Origin of the sequence: Paenibacillus sp. ALJ109b, from assembly GCF_010747435.1 — a bacterium.
In the GTDB taxonomy this organism is placed as follows: domain Bacteria; phylum Bacillota; class Bacilli; order Paenibacillales; family Paenibacillaceae; genus Paenibacillus; species Paenibacillus taichungensis.
In genome coordinates, this window is record NZ_JAAIFP010000007.1 from 262106 (window position 1) to 281556 (window position 19451).

Here is a 19451-nt window from a genome sequence, read left to right on the forward strand (position 1 = left end):
CAATCATGTTCATCACTGCGCTACAGTGTACAGTGCTATCTATCAGTCGTTACAATCAGGAGATGGGCTGTTTAGCCGTAATCATCTCACGCAACGCTTTTTTGCTAACTTTGCCAACTTGAGTTTTGGGAAAAGACTGCACAAACTCAATCCGATCCGGTATTTTATAGCTCGCCAGACCCCGATTACGCAGAAAAGTTTTCACTTCGGCAGCTGACGGAGCTTCACCGCTCGGCACGATAAATGCACAGGAGCGCTCGCCCAGATATTCATCCGGCATGGATACCAAAGCCGCATCATGTACGGCAGGATGGGCCAGCAGATGATTTTCCACTTCCTCGGCAGCCACTTTGTCGCCGCCACGGTTGATTTGATCCTTCGCCCGTCCTTCCACAACGAGATATCCATCAGCCGTAAGACTGGCAATATCTCCGGTACGATAGAAACCGTCCGTGGTAAACGATCTGGCATTATGTTCATCAGCCTTGTAGTAACCTTTAATCGTATAAGGCCCTCTTGTCAGTAAATGCCCCGATTGTCCCTGTTCCACATCCATGTCCTCATCATCCACAATTCGTACTTCGTCATACGGAGACATCGGCTTGCCCTGAGTGTTAACAATGACATGCATTGGATCATCCAGACGGGTATAGTTCACCAGCCCCTCCGCCATACCGAACACTTGCTGTAAGGTGCAGCCTAGGACGGGTTGGACACGTGCAGCCACCTCGGCGCTGAATTTGGCTCCACCAACCTGAAGCACCTCAAGTGAAGAAAGTTTAATCCCCCGGGTAGCCGCCGCATTCAACCATATGAGTGCAAGAGGGGGTACAAGAGCCGTTATGGTCACCTTATGGCGCATAATGAGTGGAAAAGCTTCATCGGGGCTGGACCCGCGTGACAGTATAATGGTTCCACCCGCATACAGCGTACCCAGGAAGCCGGGTGAGCTCATGGGATAGTTATGTGCTATAGGCAGAACCGCTAGGTAGACACTCTCTTGGGTAAGTCCACAGACTTCCACACTTCTCCGCAAACTGTAGATGTAGTCATCATGGGTGCGGGGAATCATTTTGGACAGCCCGGTACTTCCACCAGACAACTGTAGAAAAGCAACGTCCGAAGAAACCGGCTCATCCGGCAGTGTGACTGGTGCTGTATAAACATCCTCCAAAGCCGCAAATCGCCCCGCTTCTCCCGCCACGAATACATGCCGAAGTCCCGGAACCTCTGCCTGAACCTCTTCGGCCAGTGTGCGGTAATCAAACCCTCCATCCTGATCAGGTATCACGTATGCTACGGCCTCAGAGAAACGGGCAAAATACGTAATCTCACTCTTCCGATGTAAGGGAAGTGCATATACAGGCAGTGCACCAATGCGGAATAGGGCAAAACACACCTCGATAAACGCCGTAATATTGGGCAGTTGGATAATAACTCGATCATGCTGTCGTATTCCTTTGGCATATAAACCAGCGGCCAGACGATCCACCCGATCGTTCAGCTCCGCATAGGTTAATTGTTGTTCTCCACTGACAACGGCTACTCGATTGCCATATAGTTCTGCGCGCTGGCGGAGCATTTCTCCAAACGTAATTCCTTCCCAGCAACCTTCCTGACGATAACGTTCGGCAACTTCCTCAGGCCAGGCCTGAAATCCTGACAGCATCATTCATTCCTCCTTCATACTGGACACAGATGAATCCAAACCCATGGCGAGCAGCATTGTTCCGAATTTCGCTGAGGTCTCTGCCAGCTCCGCTTCGGCTGTAGAACCTGCCACAATCCCCGCACCAGCGAACAGTTTAAGCGTTCTTCCTTCCACTTCCGCACATCGGATCGTTACGGCCCACTCGCCGTCACCGTCACTGTCACACCAGCCCACCATGCCGGTGAATAATCCCCGTTCAAACGGTTCCTGTTCTCGGATGGCTTCCCGAGCGGCCTGTACAGGCGTTCCACAGATTGCTGGTGTAGGATGAAGAGCAAAGGCAAGTTCCAGTGCTGATTTGTTCACATCAGCAAGCTCCCCGTGAATTTCTGTAGATAAGTGCCACATGGTCCGTGTCTGGATCAAGGAAGGTTCTGTCGGGACGAATAGCTGTTTGCACAGCGGACGCAGTGCTTCCGCCACAGCCTCAATGACTACTGCATGTTCATGACGATCTTTGGCTGAAGCCAGCAGTGCTTCTGCACGGCGACGGTCCTCAGCCGGATCTTCACTCCGGGCAGCAGAACCGGCGAGTGGATTGGCTCTTACTTTGGACCCTTTCCGGGTAACCAGTAATTCGGGACTCGCTCCGATATAAGTCCGCTGGTTTTCTTTTTCCGCCTCAACACTAGCGCGTTTATCCGTTGTTATATCACTTTTTGCTAGAGAGAGTTTCGTCATCGGAACAGCAAATGTATATCCGTGTGTGTTATCCCTGAACAAATTACGGAGTAACTGATGCGTGTTCACCAACGTCTGTGAATTCACATGCAGTGTACGGGATAACACCACTTTGTGGAGATTGCCTTGATTTAGATCCAACAAAACGTTGTTTACGCTTTGCTGAAATATGGCTCCGGCAGGTTCTTCACGCACCTCACAACCTACTGCAGCTGGTCGTTTTTCCACCGATGCTCTGGCGTCCGGGGATAAGGGTTCAGCCCATTGGATCTTCTCTGGCACGAATAGCTCCGCAGAAGAATGTATCGGATCGAACGGAATGGCACCGACCACAATCGGTTTCGTTTGGCCCGAGCGTCTCGCCTTTTGCATCAACTGCTCCATTCGGTTAATGAAAAGCTGCGTTTCTTCATACCGCATTTGCTCAGTAACATTAACCGCGCCCATGGAATCAGTTGTATTCCCTTCCGATACCTCCATGGCAGACCACCGAATCTGTTCCCCTTGAGCTAACAGGGTATGTTGCGGTGAAGACCAGAAAAAGGACGTCCCCTCCCGATATTGTTCCAGAAGGTGTAAGGCGGAAGTTGCAGCAACCGTACCCGCTTTTGACATGATTATCATCTCCTTATCTTGATTCAGGCACCTAACGTGGCGCCTCCGTCCACACACAAGTTATGCATCGTTATATGTCTAGCCTGATCCGATACCAAAAAAAGCACACTATCCGCTATATCCGATGGCAGCGCCAGTCTGTTCAGTGGTATGCCCAGTCGATATGCTTGCGGGGAACCGGCGATAACGGCCTGTGCTCCCTGCTCATCTGCCCACAATGCACGCTGCATATCGGTATCCGTCGAACCTGGAGATACAATGTTACAGCGGATATGGTCTGAGGCGTATTCAAGCGCCAAACATTTGGTGAACATGGTTGAAGCCGCTTTGGAGGCTACGTAGGCGGACATGTGCATCCGGGGCACGCCAGAAGCATTTGAACCGACAGTGACAATCGCCCCTGATTGACGTTCGGCCATGTATCGCACCACAGCACGTGACATGTAAAATACACCATGTGTATTCACGTCAAAAGTTCTTGTCCATTCTTCATCACGGAGCTCACTCACAGCCCCCGTGTATAGTACTCCCGCTGCGTTCACCAGAATGCCAATCGGACCTAATGTCTCCTCAATACGCTGGATTGCATCTTCAACGGATTGACGATTAGATATATCCATAGGACAGGCTGTTGCCTGATGACCCTGACTATGCAGATCTGTGACCAGTTGATTCAACTGATCCTCTCGTATGTCGACAGCTGCAACAATAGCGCCTTGCTCGGCAAGTAATCTCGCCACGGCTTCACCAATGCCTTGCGCAGCACCGGTGACTACGGCTACTTTTCCATCAGTCCCTGTGTAACTCACTCCTGTTCCTCCCTTACACTACTGCTCTCTCCTGTTGGAGAGATATGTTAGCCTGCTGAACCCGATTGGTTCATCCGTAAATCCATAACATTTCGCTCCACATGCCTTTCGTCCACTCTCCCATACTGATACCTCTAATTGAGAAATACTGTCGCCTCTTTCCTCCTACGACTCCGGGCTGCAGGCAAAACGCATCGTACGACTAATCAGAAACGGTAATACTGATACATGGTTTTCTTCTTCAAACTCGGTATATTTAATGTCCAGACCCGGCTGATTCAGCGCAGATAACCGTTCTGTAAGACTCGAAGCCTTATCATTGTTGCGCGCAGGATGCGTCTTCTCCTGTTCACCCATGCCAATCCACACCTTGACGTTCACGGGATGCTGCTCCAGCCGTGCGACAAACTCCTGTTCCTCCGCCAACATGACGTTCTGATTCCAGTGAAGCGAAGGGCTGCCCGCAATGTAATAGCGGAAAGCTTCTGGTTTCTTGAACAGCGTATGCAATACGAACAATCCACCAAGGGAATGGCCAAAAATAGCCTGTCTGCTCCGGTCAATCCGGAACTGCCGTTCCATATCAGGCTTCAGCTCTTCTTCAATAAACTGCAAGAATTCATCGGCTCCACCCTGTTTCGGTAAAGGTGTTCCATCCGAATTCTGTGTATATTCCGTTGTGGCCTGCGGGGTAAAGTCGTAGTAACGGTGCGGCGAAAAAGGGCCCGCCGTGGGATACCCGATGCCAACAACAATGGCCGGAAGTGCTCCGGTCTTCTCCGGTCTGCGGCCCTGTACACGAACGGCTTCCACCATTGTGCCAAACACCGAGTTGGCATCCAGCAGATAGATCACCGGATACCCCGAAGGCGGTGGCGCTTCTGCCGGTTGGAATACCATGATCTGATAGGCATGATTGCCGTTGCGTGATTTCATGGTCCATTGTTCGGCGCGGGGAATCTGTACGGTACTGCGTGCGATATGTTCAAGGGTGCCAGATGCGGGTTGATTGGGCTGAAACGTCATTACGGATGGTTCCTCCTCGTTGTTCTGCGTATATAAGTTGAATACTGAACTACACATGTTTTATATGAGATTGATTCTCATTACCAATTATAAGAGAGTAAATCCGGCTGTCCCATGGACGATATCCAGAAATGATTTTGATTATCTCCATATTTCCACATTTCTGTAACTGACTTGGTTACCCCTAAAATAAAAAAACTCCCTCACGGAATACCTGAAACGCTGGAATTTGTCCGGCTTCTGGCACTCCGCTGGGAGCTACATTTCTCATATTGTGATCAATACATCAATGGATTGTCTCTATTATTGCGTTAACGCCTTCAGCGTGTCGTCAATGACATGACCATAAGCAATCAATCCACCGCCCAGCCACGGAGCGGGCTCCACTGCGTATACATTTCCAGCTTTAACGGCTGGCATGCTGTTCCATACTTTGGTATCCGTCATTTCCTTCATGCTCCCTGGACCCTGTTCCACCGTGAAAATAAAGTCGGCATCAATCTCAGGCAACACCTCGGTAGATACCGTTGCGCTGTTCTCCGTTTGTACCAGTGTTGGTTTGCCAAGTCCCAATTGCTGATATACCACGTAACCACTAAAGTAGTTACCACCCATCATACTAATCCCGCGAGGTGCAAAACGAATGATCGCTGCTTTCTTGCCTTCGGTAACTTTGGCGAGCTTGGCCTTAGCATCATCTACCTTCGCATGATACGTTGCAATGGCTTTTTCGGCCTCAGCCGCTTTGCCCAGCAGATCACCAATTACCTGCAAAGACTTCTCAACATCACCCGAAGCATTCGTAAATACGTAGGTTGGTGCAATTTTCGAATAACTCTCATATACACCGTTCTCGGCATATTGGGCCGTGTGTAGAATAATAAAATCCGGATTGTACGCCATTAGTGCTTCAGGAGAAGGCAAACCACTGGAGAAATCCAGTGTTGGCACTCCGCTCAACTGGTCCTGAAGGTAAACATGACCTTGCGTACCACTCGCCCACTGAGCTACCGGTTTAACGCCTAGCGTCAGCAGAGAGTCTTCCAGATAAGGTGCAAAAACACGCTCTGTATGCTCAGGAACAATAACATCATGTCCCAGATCGTCTTTGACAGTTCGTTCTCCTTTGGTTTCTTCCGTGTTCTCTTCGGTTACAGCAGTCCCTGATGAGGCCGTGGTCGAAGCCTCCGTTGTTGGCTGCTCTTTCTGTGCTTCTCCCTCATTTTCTGATTTTGAGCCACAGGCAGATAGCAGACCCGTAATCAATACCAGTACGAGCAAGGCCGAGAATCCGGCACTACGAAATGGACGAACGGAACGGTGTCCGTTACCTTTTTTCTGTTGAAACATGACATATCCCCCTTGATAAACATTCTCATTTAGATAGATGGATTATATGTCATGTAGCCCGAGAATCACCATGGACGTTATCCAGATATACATTTGGACAATATCCCGTGAAAATCAGCAGCGCTTCATCCAGCATACGCATCACGCCTACGGCAGAGTAGTCAAACCAGGGATCACCTGTAATCAGATGAATCTGGTATTGCCTTACTGCCTTAAGCTGACGCCATACTGGCGAGTGTTGCAGACTGAGCCAGTATGCACGCGATGCGGCCTCAGGACACACCATAACAAGAATCCGATCTGGATTTAGCGCAGCCAGTTGTTCCAATGTTAACCGTGTATTGGCCTGAACGTCGGGAAACGTCTCTAGTTGTAAACCATTGTTGTACAACACTTCTTCAATACCCGGATTTCGATACAGATAAAGGTGCTGACCATACACTCGAACAACGATGACCTTCTCCCGGCCCACTTTCTGTTTTACGGAATCCCGTGTCTTCTCGACTCGCTGATTGTATACACCAATCCACTGCTCTGCCTGTTCTTCCCGTTCCAGAAAAGCAGCAATCATGCGTAACTGTGCACGCCAATCCAAGTGATACTTCGGTACAAAACAACAAGGTGCAATCTCAGCCAGTTTGGCCTGATCCTGGTCACTGATCTGATCCGTACCGACAATAGCGTCCGGCCGGATATGAACCAAACGCTCCACGTTGGCTTCAAATCTCAAGCTGGTATACGGGTCTGTCAGTCTCAAATGTGACTGAATCTCTGTTCGGTGCGCGTTATAATAATAAGCGGTCCATTTGGGGTCAATCGGCGCAGCGACAGGCATGACATTAAGCGCCAGCAGCTGTCCAATGATGCTGGAGGAGCAGGTGGCGATGCGTTTTCTCGCATTTTTGGCATAATCCGAAGGAGATACGCCCACTTCCTTTTTAAATTTGCGGCTAAAATAATACTCATCGCTATACCCTACTCTCAGCGCGATTTCACGAAGTTTGTACCCTGTTTCTTTCAGATATCGTTTCGCACGATTGATACGGAGATCGGTCAGATATTCCATTGCACTCTGCCCGTAGGTCTTCTTGAACAGGTCCACGAAATATTTCGCACTGATATTGGCTTTGTGGGCGAGATCTGCAATAGACAATGGTTCGTCATAGTGCTCGTCCATATATACTTTTACCTTGGCAAGATCCGTCTTGGGACTGCGGCCGGTAACGGGCAAGTGCGCAGGGGTCTGCGAATCATTTTCCAGTAACATAAGGCCACTCCTTTCGATCTGCTTGATCGGTTTGATATGAAATGTACAGGGCAATACAGCCGGTACTATATTAGACTAACGAAAATGATAATCATTATCAATTAAAATATCACATTCTTTTCCATTCAGTCAATCCATATATGGAAGAATGTACACAGTTCGATGTTATGACTATCCCGTAAAAGGCAAAAAAGCTAACTGCGTGTTTTGGGCACGAGTTAGCTTTTGATGGGAGACTACATGATTAGGTTTGAGAAGTTTTGAATTGAATTAATCCCGGCTCCGCAGCTTACCGAGTAGACGAATAATTTCAAGATACAGCCATACCAGCGTAACCATCAATCCAAATGCACCGTACCACTCCATATATTTCGGAGCACCGTTCTCGGCACCACTTTCAATAAAATCAAAATCAAGTACCAGATTCAGTGCGGCCACAATGACGATAACGACAGAAATGCCGATTCCGATCAGGCTGTTGTCATGCAAATAGGGAACGGTAATCCCGAAAAAACCAAGAACAAAACTGAGGAGATACATAATCATGATGCCTCCGGTTGCTGCCACAACCCCCAGCTTGAAATTCTCCGTAGCTTTGATCAATCTTGTCTTGTATGCCATCAGCAGAGCAATAAAGACGGCCATGGTCAGCAAAGCAGCTTGCAGCGTAATGCCGTTATACAAGTATTCATACGTAGCCGAGAGTGCTCCGAGGAACATCCCTTCTGCCACGGCATAGATCGGCACAAGGTAAGGCGCCGCAACAGGTTTGAATGAAATAATCAATGCGAGGATAAAACCGACGATTGCCCCTCCATATGCAAGAGGAAGCACTTCCTGCCCATTGAAAAACATCATCCAGGATGCAAATGCACTGCCCAGCAGAATTACCAACGTAATAAACGCTTTGTTTACCGTACCGTTGATCGTCATTCTGGTTTGATACCGATCATCTCCATAACCTCTAGAGTCTTCAAACGTACTATCTTTGAGTGTTGGGTTACCGCTACGTCCGATCAAAACAATCACCTCTTCTATGTATTTGGTTAATCCTGTACTACCATCTCTAGGTTCTACATTGCTGTTTCTACGAACTACATATTAAATTACATATTGAAAAATAAAAATTCTAATGCTTCCAAGCAGACGTGGGATGCAATCCGCAGATCACATCCTTGTCTGTTGACGCAAGCCATAGGCTATATGTCCCAAAACTTTGCGAAAAATACTTTACACTTTATTTAGCACATTCCATCATTTGATTCCCATTCTTATCGCTCTTGGGGCACATTCGAGATACTTATTTGTACAACACTTTATCTACATTGTATTTCGCACGCATCGTGTTGATGATATAGGTCTCGTAAATTTCGCGGTCCACCGGATCTTCAATAACGCACACTTCAATGGTGGTTACTTCCTCGCGGTGTGACTTCATTGGTGATACGGTATCTTCAAAATGTTTCTTGATGCGCGGTCTTAATTTTCGTGCTTTCCCGACAAATAACAACTCATCAGCAGCATTGTAAAACATGAAGATACCGCCCTTTTCCCGTGTAATCAGGTGGAAATCGGTGAATCCATAAATGTGGCTAAGCTGTGGATCAGCCTGCTTCGTGATGATGACATCTGGTGTGGGCACAGTAATATTAATCAATAGGTTCACTTCCTCATTATCTATAGGTTTACATCCTATCATATATTATAAAGGGAAACCATTTCATTAATAAGAAGCAAGATTCAAGCTTTTTTCAACTATTACGACAAATATTTCAAAAAAAAGGTTAACTTCCCTGATTCAAAGTGGTACTATAGGGGTATGAGGAAGAATTTGGGCACTAAGACATATGTCTTTATATCTACTTCCGTCTATTGTACCCTATGATTGATCATCTTTTTCATACTGAATTCTGTTACGTGCGCACGACAAGAGTACAGTTAGCAAGAACCTAGCTTTATAGCTTTACGATTCATCATCTATTCGACCCTTGCAGCAAGCAAACGTAGAAAGATCCTAGATTTACGAAGATAGTATAGAATTGGATTGACCTAGAAAGCCTGCAATTATAGCCGTACGAGAGTAAATAGACACACGTAGAAGGACAGATAGCTATCGATCCTAGAGAGACTAGTCATGTAACGCCAACCTAGAAAGTTATAGCAGCAGCACTATAAAAGATGGATCACGTTTCACCCCAGCCCGGCATGATGCCAGGGCTTTTTTACGTTTGCGCAAACAACCAACCACCTCCGCAGGGAAACAGAGGTATCGTGGTTCTTTCTGCGGGGGTTATAATATGGCAAGATAGCAAATAAGGGAGTGATGGGATGTATTCCGATCTGCAACTGACGGAGGACCGCCCTGTATATATACAAGTCAAAGATTATATGAAGCGATTGATGCTCAAAGGCGGCCTGCAAGCCAAACAAAAGCTTCCTTCCACCCGCGAACTCAGTACACTCATGAAAGTAAGCCGCAGCACGATTCTGCTGGCCTATGCTGAACTTGAGGAGGAAGGCCTGATTTACGCGGTCAAAGGCAAAGGCAATTACGTAAGCTCCACCATTGATGCAACTGAGGCAACATCCGGGTGGCAGCTGGACTGGAACGAACGTGTCAGCGATTATGCAATCCAGGCAGAGCAGTATGATCTGATGAAACATGGCTCTGGCTCAGAGCGCGGTGAGATTTCATTTACCAGCATCGCGCCGGATGAGAAGCTTTTCGACATGCACAATGTCAAAAGAGCCTTCCTCGACCGGATGTCGCTTGAAGGTGAAGTACTGCTGAATTACGGATATGCGCAAGGCTACAGGCCTCTTATGAAGTATCTGCTGCGCTATATGGAAAATAAAGGTGTCGACCTATCCGGCAAGGATATTCTGATTACCAACGGATTTACTGAAGGTTTTGATCTGGTACTGGGCGCACTTCGCAAAAAAAGCGGCAGAGCCCTGTGTGAAAACCCGACACATCATACCGCTGTTAAAAATCTGAGACTTCATCAATTCCATCTCACCGGTGTGGATATGGAATCAGATGGTCTGGACCTGAAGCAGTTGGAACGGGAACTTGCAGCAAACCCGTATGATCTGGCCTACCTTGTGCCCTCCTACCACAATCCAACCGGGATCGTCACATCACCTGCCAAACGGACAGAGATCATTCGGCTGATGAACCAGTACCATGTGCCGATAATTGAAGACGGCTTTAACGAGGAGCTGCGCTATTCCGGTTCCCATGTCTCCCCTCTGATTGCCAGTGTGGGCAAAGGGAACGGACTCGTGTATCTGGGCAGCTTCTCCAAGGTATTGTTTCCGGGATTGCGCGTAGGCTGGGTCATTGCGGATGCGGCACTGATTGATTATCTGGAAAGCATGAAACGGGCGCGCAGCATTCATACCTCGACGCTGGATCAGTCCCTGCTCTATCAATATCTGAGCAACGGCAATTTCGAGAAATATTTGAAGCGGGCTCGCACGGAGTACAAACGAAAATATGAGCTGGTCGTTCGCTGCTTGCGGCAGTATCTACCGATGTGCCGGGTTTCCGGTGAAGGAGGACTTCACCTGTTCGTACAATTCCAACCAGAATACCGCACGAGGGAGCTGCTGGCGGCTTGCAAGGCAAAAGGCGTTACCTTCATGCCCGGGGATACCTTTTATCTTGAACCAGGCCAGGGACAAAACACGATGCGTTTGGGCTTCTCCCGAGTCAGCGATGAGAACATTCGCAAAGGTATTCGCATCATTGGCGAGACGGTTGCTCAAATGAAATGAGGAGGATTACACATGAAAGTTGGCGTGATAATGGGTGGCACATCTTCGGAGCGGAATGTTTCTCTGCTCACCGGACAGGAGATGATCAACCATCTGGATGGACAGAAGTATGAGGTTATTCCGGTGGAGATCAACAGCAAACGTGATCTCATTGAGAAAGCCGCAGGATTGGATGTGGCACTGCTCGCTCTGCACGGCAAATATGGCGAGGATGGTACGATTCAAGGTACGTTGGAGTCGCTGGGTGTTCCTTATACAGGCTGTGGTGTCCTCGCGAGCAGCGTATGCATGGACAAAGATATGTCCAAACGGCTCATCCAGCATGCGGGTGTACCTACTGGCGAGTGGCTTCAGGTAAGCAGTCTGGATGAATTGTCATCAATCGCTGTGCAACAGTTAACGTATCCCGTTGTAGTAAAACCCAACTCAGGCGGTTCCAGTATCGGTACGCAAGTGGTTCAGGAACCCTCGGCTCTTCATGCGGCTGTAGAAGCGGCACTCATCTGGGACGAAGTCGTCATGATCGAGCAGTATATTGAGGGCGAAGAGATTACCTGCGCCGTTCTGGATGGTCAGATGCTTCCTGTTATCTCGATTCGTTCAAATGCCGATTTTTTCGATTACACCTCCAAATATAATGACGGCGGCGCTGAGGAGCAGGTCGTTCATTTGCCTGCGGATTTGCATAAACGTGTAGAAGCTGCGGCACTAACCTGTTACCGGGTGTTAAAATGCAGTGTCTATGCCCGTGTGGACATGATGATTCGGGATGGCATACCATATGTGCTTGAGGTGAACACGTTGCCAGGTCTTACCCGAAATAGCCTGCTGCCCAAAAGTGCAGCCGCGGCTGGTATCTCCTTTGCCGGTTTGCTGGATTCCATCATTGATCTCTCGTTAAAAGAACGTCAAAAGGAGGCAACGCGATCATGAGTCTGAATGTAACGATTCGTAACAGTACCCCTGGAGATCTGCAGGACATGGTCATTCTTATGGATCAACTCGGTTATCCAACCACATATGCCGAGATGAAGGAGCGTTATTCGCACATCGCTGCAGATTCAAACTTTGCAACGTTGGTTGCCGAAGTCCGTGGCCGTGTCGTTGGACTGATCGGACTCCAAACATCTTATCTATATGAGAAAAACGGAAGACACTGCCGCATCATGGCTCTTATCGTGCATGACCAGTTCAGAAGCTCCGGCATCGGTCGTCAGCTTATTCTGGAAGCAGAGCAATGGGCAGCCACTCATGGCGTGGATTCCTTATCCCTGAACAGCGGCAATCGCCCGGATCGTGAAGCTGCGCATAAATTCTACCAACAGATGGGCTTTACCGCGGGAAGTACCGGCTTTAGCAAAAAGCCGCAGGCTTTGCAGCATAGCTGACTGTTTACAAAGTAACATCAAAAAAACGCCCATTTCCAACACAGAGGTCGGAAACGGGCGTTCTCTATTTTGCTATAACTAATTTATCTTTTGGCCTTCATGGATTCATACGCAGCAAGTAACTCCTCTATAGCCACTCCATTAATCTTCATTCCTGCCACCTGACACTGTTCCAACTGTACGCCGGATAGATCACAGTCATTGAAATGACTGCCCTTGAGATCACAATGTTCCCAACGCATGGGTACTCTGTCTTGGCCGAGATGTGTATCCTGAAAATGAACACCATCCAAAGCACAGAATTCAACCTTGCTACCTGTTAAACGTAAATCGGCCAGTAATATGCTGGTCATATTCAGATTGGTGAATTTGCCCCCACTCAGGTTGCAATCGGTCATCCGGATATCCCGAAGATTGCTGGTGCTGAAGCGAAGTGAATCGAGATCAGCTTGGTAAAATTCAGTAACCATCTCACCCTTAACGTTGGATAATTCCTCGGGTGGGAGCTGGATTACAGACTCTAGTGTTATGATTTTCTCATATCCATATTCATCTTCAGATGCATAGAGACAGACATAACCCATTTTCTCATAAAAATGATGATTATCGCGCTGTCTTCCCGAGGTCTCCAGCTTCCATATCCCAATCTCCGGGAATTCGGCCTCAACAAGCCTGAAGACCTGAGATCCTATACCCCGACCATGACAAACGGGATCAATAAAGATTTTATCCAGTCTCGCATGCCTACTTCCCAATACATTGACACTGACTCCACCAATGGTACATCCATCCCATTCTATAACGTAATAGTCCCATTCACGGATCACGTAACTGTGCATACGAACAGACGAATAGCCTGGTGGACAAAGGTTGCTGTCCGGAACTGTGTCTCCTTTAGCCCAGACTCTAATCGCATGATCAAAGGCTCTGGTGCATATCTCAGTAAGCACTTCAGCATCCTCTTGGCATGCACGACGAAGCTGAACTTGAGATTGCAGCCCCAGTGAAGATGCTGGTGCCGGCTGTACTTTATGTCGCTCAAAGTAATCGTAATCTGCCTGATCCGAAAGTTTTCTGCGAGAGACATAACGAAATTCGGCATGCTCAAGCACCTTGCGTGAAGGCTGGTTAAACGGCTTCACAATACCCACGATTCGGTCCAACAGAGTATTTTCGAACAAGTATGTCGTTAAGGCATTCACTGCTTCTGTGATATACCCTTTATTCCGATAATCCCGTGAAATGGCATAAGCCACTTCACGATCATCACTATCCAGCATATCATTGGGAAACACACCACACCAACCAATGATTTGCTGATCTTTATTGTGTACAACAGCCAGCATGACCCTTACATCTTTTGGGTCGAACTGCTCGTAACTGCCAACAACAAATTGCAGAAAACCATGCAGCTGTTCCTCTGTCATCCTCCATTCGGGAAGAATATCCGTGATTTCAGGTTGTCGGATTAATGCGTACAGCGCGTCCTGGTCTTCCAGCGTTAGTGGACGTAATGTAATCGAACTGGATTGGATGATTAATTGACTTTTCATATATAACACCTCTGGGGATCTATTTGGGATGACACGACAAAGAGGAGCACCTCCAATAGAGGCACTCCCCGATTCGTTTCATCATTTCAGAAACGCCGAAGCTCCTCGTAATGGGTCAAAAAGGACACACGTATCCCGTTAATGGTCTAACGGAAATTTTTTTCATTGTGTTCTTTCATGATCATTACGAGAAATCTGGCATACTCTGAAATCCCCTCTCAACCTAAGACTTACATACAAATCTTACTTATGGCCGGTCGATGAAAATCCAGCCTGTTTCTTTTTCCTTATCTACAGATGCCCCAAGAGACTCAGCCATAAAGCGCAGCGGGACATAGGTCTTGCCGTTTTTGCCCACATAAGCAGGTTCGACCATTGTTACTTCCTTGCCTGCAACGGTTGCCTTTTTGGAACCCACAGTCAGGACAATCTCATCGCCGGTGATATCGTCAATAACGACGATTTTATCCGACCCTTTGGTCCATTTCACTTCAGCATCCAATTCCTCGGACAGATAACGAAGAGGAACAAATGTTGTATTTTTAACAGTGATTGCACCATAGGATTCGTCGTCCGGATACAACATGACATATTTACGGGTGATTCCCGCTTCATCTTTCAACAGCTGATACACAAGTGAATTGGAATCAAAGTTGCGCAACATCTGACCTGGCGTGATATCTCCCTGCATCAGATCAATTGCACCAGCCGTTTTGTCCACGGCATCCACAGTTACTGGTCCACCAATATTCCACAGTTCACTGTCACCATATACGGATACCGAATTGACCGGCAGATCTTCAGAAGCAGGCAACGCTACTTTGAAATCATAATTCTGTTTACGGATATTCAGTGCGCTGTCCAGATAAAAGTCCAATTTGAGATTGGTCTCAGTTCCGAACACCGTCTTCAATTCAGGTGTTTCGGTCAACAAGTTGGCTAGTTCCTTGTCGTAATTGGCAAGAATCTCGTCAAGACCGCCCTTAATCATTTCATACAATGAAGCAACTTCGGCATCCCGTGATTCGCTAATCGTAGAAGGAAGGGCACTGCCGTCGCCAGTATCAACCGTGTTGAATGTAACGAGGATAGGGTAGAACACATCATACAGATCTCCAATCAGGTCCTTGAGTCCTTGCTCATCCTGAGCAACACTTGTCAGAAACGGCTTAACCATGGCAAGAAGCTCTTCTCCACTGATCTCCACATGCAGCTTGGAGAGACTCAGCGATTCACCATTAACCGATTCCTGTACCGGGGTTACCGAAATATTTTTCGGGTTGGACAAATGCTTCAGCGCAAAGGTCAGCAATTTCGGGGAAAGCTCCTCGATCTGCTTCTCCAACGCCTTCGTATCTAGCATAGGAAGTGTGTCATCCTGTAAAGATATGTATAGAGGCTTTTGCGCTCCGTCTACATCAATGACCATTTCCGATTTATCCATCGACAGATGGAAAGGTAATTTCTTTCCTTGCATACTCAGTGTACCTTTGACAGACGCCGTGTTGGAGTCTTTCACTTTGGCATCTTCAATATCCAATGAAACGGAATTAATGAGTTCAATCATTTGAAGCGCATCCTCATCGACGAGGTCTGCTGTAGGTTCAATTTTTATATGCATCGACTGTTTGGATTCACCGGACTTGACGGTTGTACTGTTGACAACGGCTTTGCCAATATCTACGCCACCTACGGCCTGACATCCCGTAAGCACAACCATCATCAAAACGAGTGGTACGGCAATCCACTTCACTAGCTTGTGATTTTTGATACGATCTCCTCCTTAGGAAAAATGTGGTTCAATCCTATTATGAGGGTTATAGGTAATTGTTGTAAACCGGATCCATAAATAAATACCAAAAAAGGCCGAACAATTGTCCGACCTCGGGTATGACGTATATTTAAAATTTGGTGTAATTCGCTTCAACAACAATATGCCTAGTCGAATCATAAACAGTTAAGTTTATTCTTTTTCTGTATCCTCGGACTCAGTGTCCTCATCGGATTCTTTACCATCGGTACGTGCAGGGGTTTCAAATTGATCCGGCTCGTCGTCTTGAATGGCTTTGTTCTCTTCATTCTGGTCTTGTGTCATATCGTATTCCCTCTCTTCTACCGGATTTTAGGCACAGTCTGTGCCTTGTTTCTATCAATAACCGGAATAATGACAAATTAAACAAACAGAGGTGGGAACTTAGAAAATATAAAAGACAATTCCGTTCCCGCTCGCAGCCGTTGCCTGATATAAAGCCTGAACATCATTCAGTGTCTGAACGATCTCCTGGAATGTCTCCTCTGCGTCCCAATCTTCCATGACAGGATACACGCCCTCAGCAACCATTTCTTCCAGGCTAAACCGTTTCTTCAATTCTTCAGGTGTCAGTTGTTCTAACTCCATGTACGCCTCGAGTACCTGTTCATTGTTCAGCAGGAACAGATCCATGTCTGAATAGTTGCCCAGATATTGTTCACCTGCCAAAGGGACCACATATCCCAGAGGAGGCTGCCCCTCTACCACTTCACCAGTCAACGTAAACTGAAGCATCTGCCACATTTTATCGATATCCAGCTCGACCGAACAATCATGCACACTGACCTCACCTGACTTAATGGATTCAACCAATTCCTTGGTGACAACAAGATATCTGCCGGACATGCCCATACCCTTACCCCTCCTATGTATGTACTTCTCTTCTTTCCCATTAACCGTGCATGTTGTACAAGAATCGGGGTAAAGAGGTGGAAAGGAACAATAATCTTCAAGGAGGGGTGGAATCCATGAAAAAGTTTGATTACAGCCTCAATTACGAGGAGCTTGATCTGCGCAAGCAGCCTGAACTGTATACCGTTGGCCGGGGAGAGCAAGGGGTATTAATGGTGGAGCCCTACAAAAGCGAGATTCTACCGCACTGGCGGTTCAAAACACCCGAAATTGCGAAAGAATCGTCGCAGAAGATCTACGAACTATTTTTGGAGTATAAGCAAAAGGATGACTTTATCGGTATGGATATGGCACGCAAGTTTCTGCAAATGGGCTATACGCGGGCCCGACGGTATACGAATCATAAAGGCGGACGCAAATATTCGAAGGAGGACGGCTCCATCCTGCCTTATCAGAATGATAAGGTGAAGGCTGAATCAGCAGCCATTTTCAAAGCACAATGGGAGATCGCCAAAACGGACCCGGATTATGTGAAAATGAAGCAGAAGCACCGAGAAAAGTACGAGTCGGAGAACGCGCAGGAGCATGGGTGAAAATACATGATTCATGCAGATGTTCATTTTGATATAATGCAATACATCAAGCTTCACACACGAGATTAACGATGTACACCCATCCAAAGGAGCCCTTATGAACCCACCTAGCCACCATTTCATCCTGACGCTTGTTTGCATGACCCTGTGTCTGTTTATTCTGCTTCCTTTGCCTGCATCTGCAGCCAAGTCTGAACTTGCCAGACAACATGAAATGACGGCCTTTGGTCCGCTACAAAGCGATGTTGACGGGATGCAACCGGGATGGAACCTGGGAAATTCCCTGGATACGGTCGGACCTGATGAAACGTATTGGGGCAACCCGCGAGTTACCCGCGAACTGATACAGCAGATCGCTGCTCAGGGATACCGAAGTATTCGCATTCCCGTCACATGGGATGGGCATATTGGAGATGCACCAGACTACAATGTTGATCCAGCCTACATGGCTCGTGTTCAGGAGGTTGTCCAATGGGCGCTGGATGCCAACCTCTATGTCGTCGTGAACGTTCACCATGATTCCTACCTCTGGATCAGCCAACTGGAGACGGACCATGATCAGGTGCTTTCCCGTTATAAAGCAGTATGGACTCAGATTGCCAAGCAGTTCAAAGATGAACCACGTAAGCTGATGTTTGAAAGTGTTAACGAACCGCGCTTTAACCGCGGAGCAACAAATGCAGGCGACATGGGCTCAGGCAGCAATATTGATGAGGCACGGCAGTTGGAGCTTTTGCATGAATTGAACACTGCATTTGTTAAGTTGGTACGAGAAACAGGTGGAAATAACGCCGAGCGTCCGTTGGCCCTGCCTACACTGGAAGGTTCGCCAACACAGGTGAGACTCGACAGTTTGCAGCAGACGATAGCTGGCCTAAAGGATCACAATCTGATTGCTACGGTGCATTATTACGGATACTGGCCGTTCAGCGTTAACATTGCAGGGCATACCACCTTCGATCCGGATACGAAAAATGATGCAGCTAGCACGTTCAATAATGTGTACAACACACTGGTGGTTCAGGGCATTCCGGTTATTCTGGGCGAATACGGCCTGCTCGGTTTTGACAAACATACGGATGTCATCGAACAGGGAGAGAAGCTGAAATATTTTGAATTCATCGGTCATCAGTTAAAAGAAAAAAAGATCACGTCCATGTTATGGGACAACGGTCAGCATCTGAATCGACAAACATTCCAGTGGGCTGACCCGGATTTATTTCAGATGATCCAAGCTTCCTGGACAGGACGTTCTGCCGTGGGAGAAAGCGATCTGCTCTATTTCAGACAAGGTTCGCCTGTGGAAGACAGACAAATGACGATCAAGTTAAACAAAAACAAGCTGGTTGCCCTGTATGAGGGTGATCAATTGCTGAAAGCTGGCACGGATTATTCGTTCAGTGGCAACACGTTAACCGTCAAATCCGCTGCGTTATCCCGGATAATCAGCTCAAGTCAGAAGCTTGGGAACAATGGAATACTCACAGCGAAGTTCAGTCAAGGCGCAGAATGGAAATGGAATGTGATTGTGTCCACGGAGCCCGAGTTGGGCCACGCAACAGGTACGGTAGACAGCATCTCCATTCCCACCCAGTTTCAAGGTGATCAGCTTGCCTCGATGGAGGCTGTGTATTCATCCGGTGAGAATACCGCGCCACAGGACTGGACATCGTATAAGGAATTCTTGACTACATTTGCTCCTTCTTATGAAACGAATGAAATTAAACTACAGCCCGATTGGCTCAAAGAACTGCACGACGGACAGATCGAGCTGACATTTCACTTCTGGAGTGGTGAGCTCATTCGCTACACTCTGATTAAGAACGGAAATCAGGTGACTGGTAAGGTACGAAATACTTGAAACTGTTCGCAGGTTGAGTTGAGATTTGGACGACCCGTTGATTGCAATGGGCGCTGCTGGATGCAGCATGACCTACACAGTATTGAAGAATGTTCAAAAGAGACGCTGCCAGTGGGTAATCCTCGCTGGCAGCGTCTTTGGGTTTGGTAGGTTTG

At 47.6% G+C, this 19451-nt stretch carries 17 protein-coding genes; 5 read left to right on the forward strand and 12 right to left on the reverse strand.

All coding sequences use genetic code 11. The features are described 5' to 3' along the window. Positions 1-55: 55 nt before the first annotated feature. From G3352_RS08775 to G3352_RS08810, 8 genes are all read right to left on the reverse strand, one after another. Positions 56-1669 (reverse strand): (2,3-dihydroxybenzoyl)adenylate synthase, encoded by a 1614-nt coding sequence (locus G3352_RS08775; protein WP_163755746.1) that lies wholly within the window; start codon positions 1667-1669, stop codon positions 56-58. A gap of 3 nt (positions 1670-1672) precedes the next feature. Beyond that, complete coding sequence (gene dhbC / locus G3352_RS08780) at positions 1673-3007, reverse strand: isochorismate synthase DhbC (RefSeq protein ID WP_163755747.1); 1335 nt, start codon at positions 3005-3007, stop codon at positions 1673-1675. 23 nt (positions 3008-3030) lie between these two features. After that, positions 3031-3816 carry a 2,3-dihydro-2,3-dihydroxybenzoate dehydrogenase gene (locus G3352_RS08785; protein ID WP_163755749.1) on the reverse strand — a complete coding sequence of 262 codons (786 nt, stop codon included), beginning with the start codon at positions 3814-3816 and terminating at the stop codon, positions 3031-3033. Positions 3817-3981: 165 nt separating this feature from the next. Further along, positions 3982-4842, reverse strand: a complete 861-nt coding sequence (locus G3352_RS08790) for an alpha/beta hydrolase (protein ID WP_163755751.1) — start codon at positions 4840-4842, stop codon at positions 3982-3984. A 303-nt stretch (positions 4843-5145) separates the two neighbouring features. Beyond that, on the reverse strand, positions 5146-6192 hold the full coding sequence (locus G3352_RS08795) for an ABC transporter substrate-binding protein (protein WP_163755753.1): 1047 nt from the start codon (positions 6190-6192) through the stop codon (positions 5146-5148). A gap of 49 nt (positions 6193-6241) precedes the next feature. Beyond that, on the reverse strand, positions 6242-7459 hold the full coding sequence (locus tag G3352_RS08800; protein ID WP_163755755.1) for an AraC family transcriptional regulator: 1218 nt from the start codon (positions 7457-7459) through the stop codon (positions 6242-6244). A 270-nt stretch (positions 7460-7729) separates the two neighbouring features. Then, positions 7730-8479, reverse strand: a complete 750-nt coding sequence (locus G3352_RS08805; RefSeq protein ID WP_163755757.1) for a Bax inhibitor-1/YccA family protein — start codon at positions 8477-8479, stop codon at positions 7730-7732. 280 nt (positions 8480-8759) lie between these two features. Next, complete coding sequence (locus tag G3352_RS08810; protein ID WP_090994431.1) at positions 8760-9116, reverse strand: nucleotide excision repair endonuclease; 357 nt, start codon at positions 9114-9116, stop codon at positions 8760-8762. A 671-nt stretch (positions 9117-9787) separates the two neighbouring features. Here G3352_RS08810 and pdxR point away from each other — a divergent pair. The 3 genes from pdxR to G3352_RS08825 are packed head-to-tail and all read left to right on the forward strand — an operon-like array spanning position 9788 to position 12627. Then, complete coding sequence (gene pdxR / locus G3352_RS08815) at positions 9788-11239, forward strand: MocR-like pyridoxine biosynthesis transcription factor PdxR (protein ID WP_163755759.1); 1452 nt, start codon at positions 9788-9790, stop codon at positions 11237-11239. Positions 11240-11251: 12 nt separating this feature from the next. Continuing rightward, positions 11252-12172: a D-alanine--D-alanine ligase gene (locus tag G3352_RS08820; RefSeq protein ID WP_163755761.1), complete on the forward strand. Its 921-nt coding sequence runs from the start codon at positions 11252-11254 to the stop codon at positions 12170-12172. Next, a complete protein-coding gene (locus G3352_RS08825) occupies positions 12169-12627 on the forward strand; it encodes a GNAT family N-acetyltransferase (protein WP_240342989.1) in 459 nt (152 codons plus the stop codon). Before G3352_RS08820 ends, G3352_RS08825 begins: the two co-directional genes overlap by 4 nt. Before the next feature lie 83 nt (positions 12628-12710). Here the strand turns inward: G3352_RS08825 and G3352_RS08830 are convergent, their stop codons facing one another. The 4 genes from G3352_RS08830 to G3352_RS08840 form a co-directional block, all read right to left on the reverse strand. After that, positions 12711-14180, reverse strand: a complete 1470-nt coding sequence (locus G3352_RS08830) for a GNAT family N-acetyltransferase (RefSeq protein ID WP_163755763.1) — start codon at positions 14178-14180, stop codon at positions 12711-12713. Between the two features lie 247 nt (positions 14181-14427). Then, positions 14428-15933, reverse strand: coding sequence for a copper amine oxidase N-terminal domain-containing protein (locus G3352_RS08835; protein ID WP_345940744.1), 1506 nt, complete (start codon positions 15931-15933; stop codon positions 14428-14430). A 210-nt stretch (positions 15934-16143) separates the two neighbouring features. Then, positions 16144-16275, reverse strand: a complete 132-nt coding sequence (locus G3352_RS31420; RefSeq protein WP_275898416.1) for a hypothetical protein — start codon at positions 16273-16275, stop codon at positions 16144-16146. A 99-nt stretch (positions 16276-16374) separates the two neighbouring features. Further along, positions 16375-16842: a YfbM family protein gene (locus G3352_RS08840; RefSeq protein ID WP_163755765.1), complete on the reverse strand. Its 468-nt coding sequence runs from the start codon at positions 16840-16842 to the stop codon at positions 16375-16377. Positions 16843-16958: 116 nt separating this feature from the next. On the opposite strand from G3352_RS08840, the gene G3352_RS08845 reads away from it, so the two are divergent. Both G3352_RS08845 and G3352_RS08850 read left to right on the forward strand, forming a co-directional pair. Continuing rightward, positions 16959-17435, forward strand: a complete 477-nt coding sequence (locus tag G3352_RS08845) for a DUF4385 domain-containing protein (RefSeq protein WP_163755767.1) — start codon at positions 16959-16961, stop codon at positions 17433-17435. 97 nt (positions 17436-17532) lie between these two features. Then, entirely contained in the window at positions 17533-19296 is a 1764-nt protein-coding gene (locus tag G3352_RS08850) for a cellulase family glycosylhydrolase (RefSeq protein ID WP_163755769.1), read from the forward strand. Positions 19297-19451 lie beyond the last annotated feature (155 nt).

What these genes read in the sequence shown, in the direction of transcription:
- G3352_RS08840 (WP_163755765.1), bottom strand. Translation starts at nt 16,842, where the DNA reads ATGGGCATGTCCGGCAGATATCTTGTTGTCACCAAGGAATTGGTTGAA.
- G3352_RS08830 (WP_163755763.1), bottom strand. Translation starts at nt 14,180, where the DNA reads ATGAAAAGTCAATTAATCATCCAATCCAGTTCGATTACATTACGTCCA.
- G3352_RS31420 (WP_275898416.1), bottom strand. Translation starts at nt 16,275, where the DNA reads ATGACACAAGACCAGAATGAAGAGAACAAAGCCATTCAAGACGACGAG.
- pdxR (WP_163755759.1), top strand. Translation starts at nt 9,788, where the DNA reads ATGTATTCCGATCTGCAACTGACGGAGGACCGCCCTGTATATATACAA.
- G3352_RS08800 (WP_163755755.1), bottom strand. Translation starts at nt 7,459, where the DNA reads ATGTTACTGGAAAATGATTCGCAGACCCCTGCGCACTTGCCCGTTACC.
- dhbC (WP_163755747.1), bottom strand. Translation starts at nt 3,007, where the DNA reads ATGTCAAAAGCGGGTACGGTTGCTGCAACTTCCGCCTTACACCTTCTG.
- G3352_RS08820 (WP_163755761.1), top strand. Translation starts at nt 11,252, where the DNA reads ATGAAAGTTGGCGTGATAATGGGTGGCACATCTTCGGAGCGGAATGTT.
- G3352_RS08775 (WP_163755746.1), bottom strand. Translation starts at nt 1,669, where the DNA reads ATGCTGTCAGGATTTCAGGCCTGGCCTGAGGAAGTTGCCGAACGTTAT.
- G3352_RS08850 (WP_163755769.1), top strand. Translation starts at nt 17,533, where the DNA reads ATGAACCCACCTAGCCACCATTTCATCCTGACGCTTGTTTGCATGACC.
- G3352_RS08825 (WP_240342989.1), top strand. Translation starts at nt 12,169, where the DNA reads ATGAGTCTGAATGTAACGATTCGTAACAGTACCCCTGGAGATCTGCAG.
- G3352_RS08845 (WP_163755767.1), top strand. Translation starts at nt 16,959, where the DNA reads ATGAAAAAGTTTGATTACAGCCTCAATTACGAGGAGCTTGATCTGCGC.
- G3352_RS08795 (WP_163755753.1), bottom strand. Translation starts at nt 6,192, where the DNA reads ATGTTTCAACAGAAAAAAGGTAACGGACACCGTTCCGTTCGTCCATTT.
- G3352_RS08790 (WP_163755751.1), bottom strand. Translation starts at nt 4,842, where the DNA reads ATGACGTTTCAGCCCAATCAACCCGCATCTGGCACCCTTGAACATATC.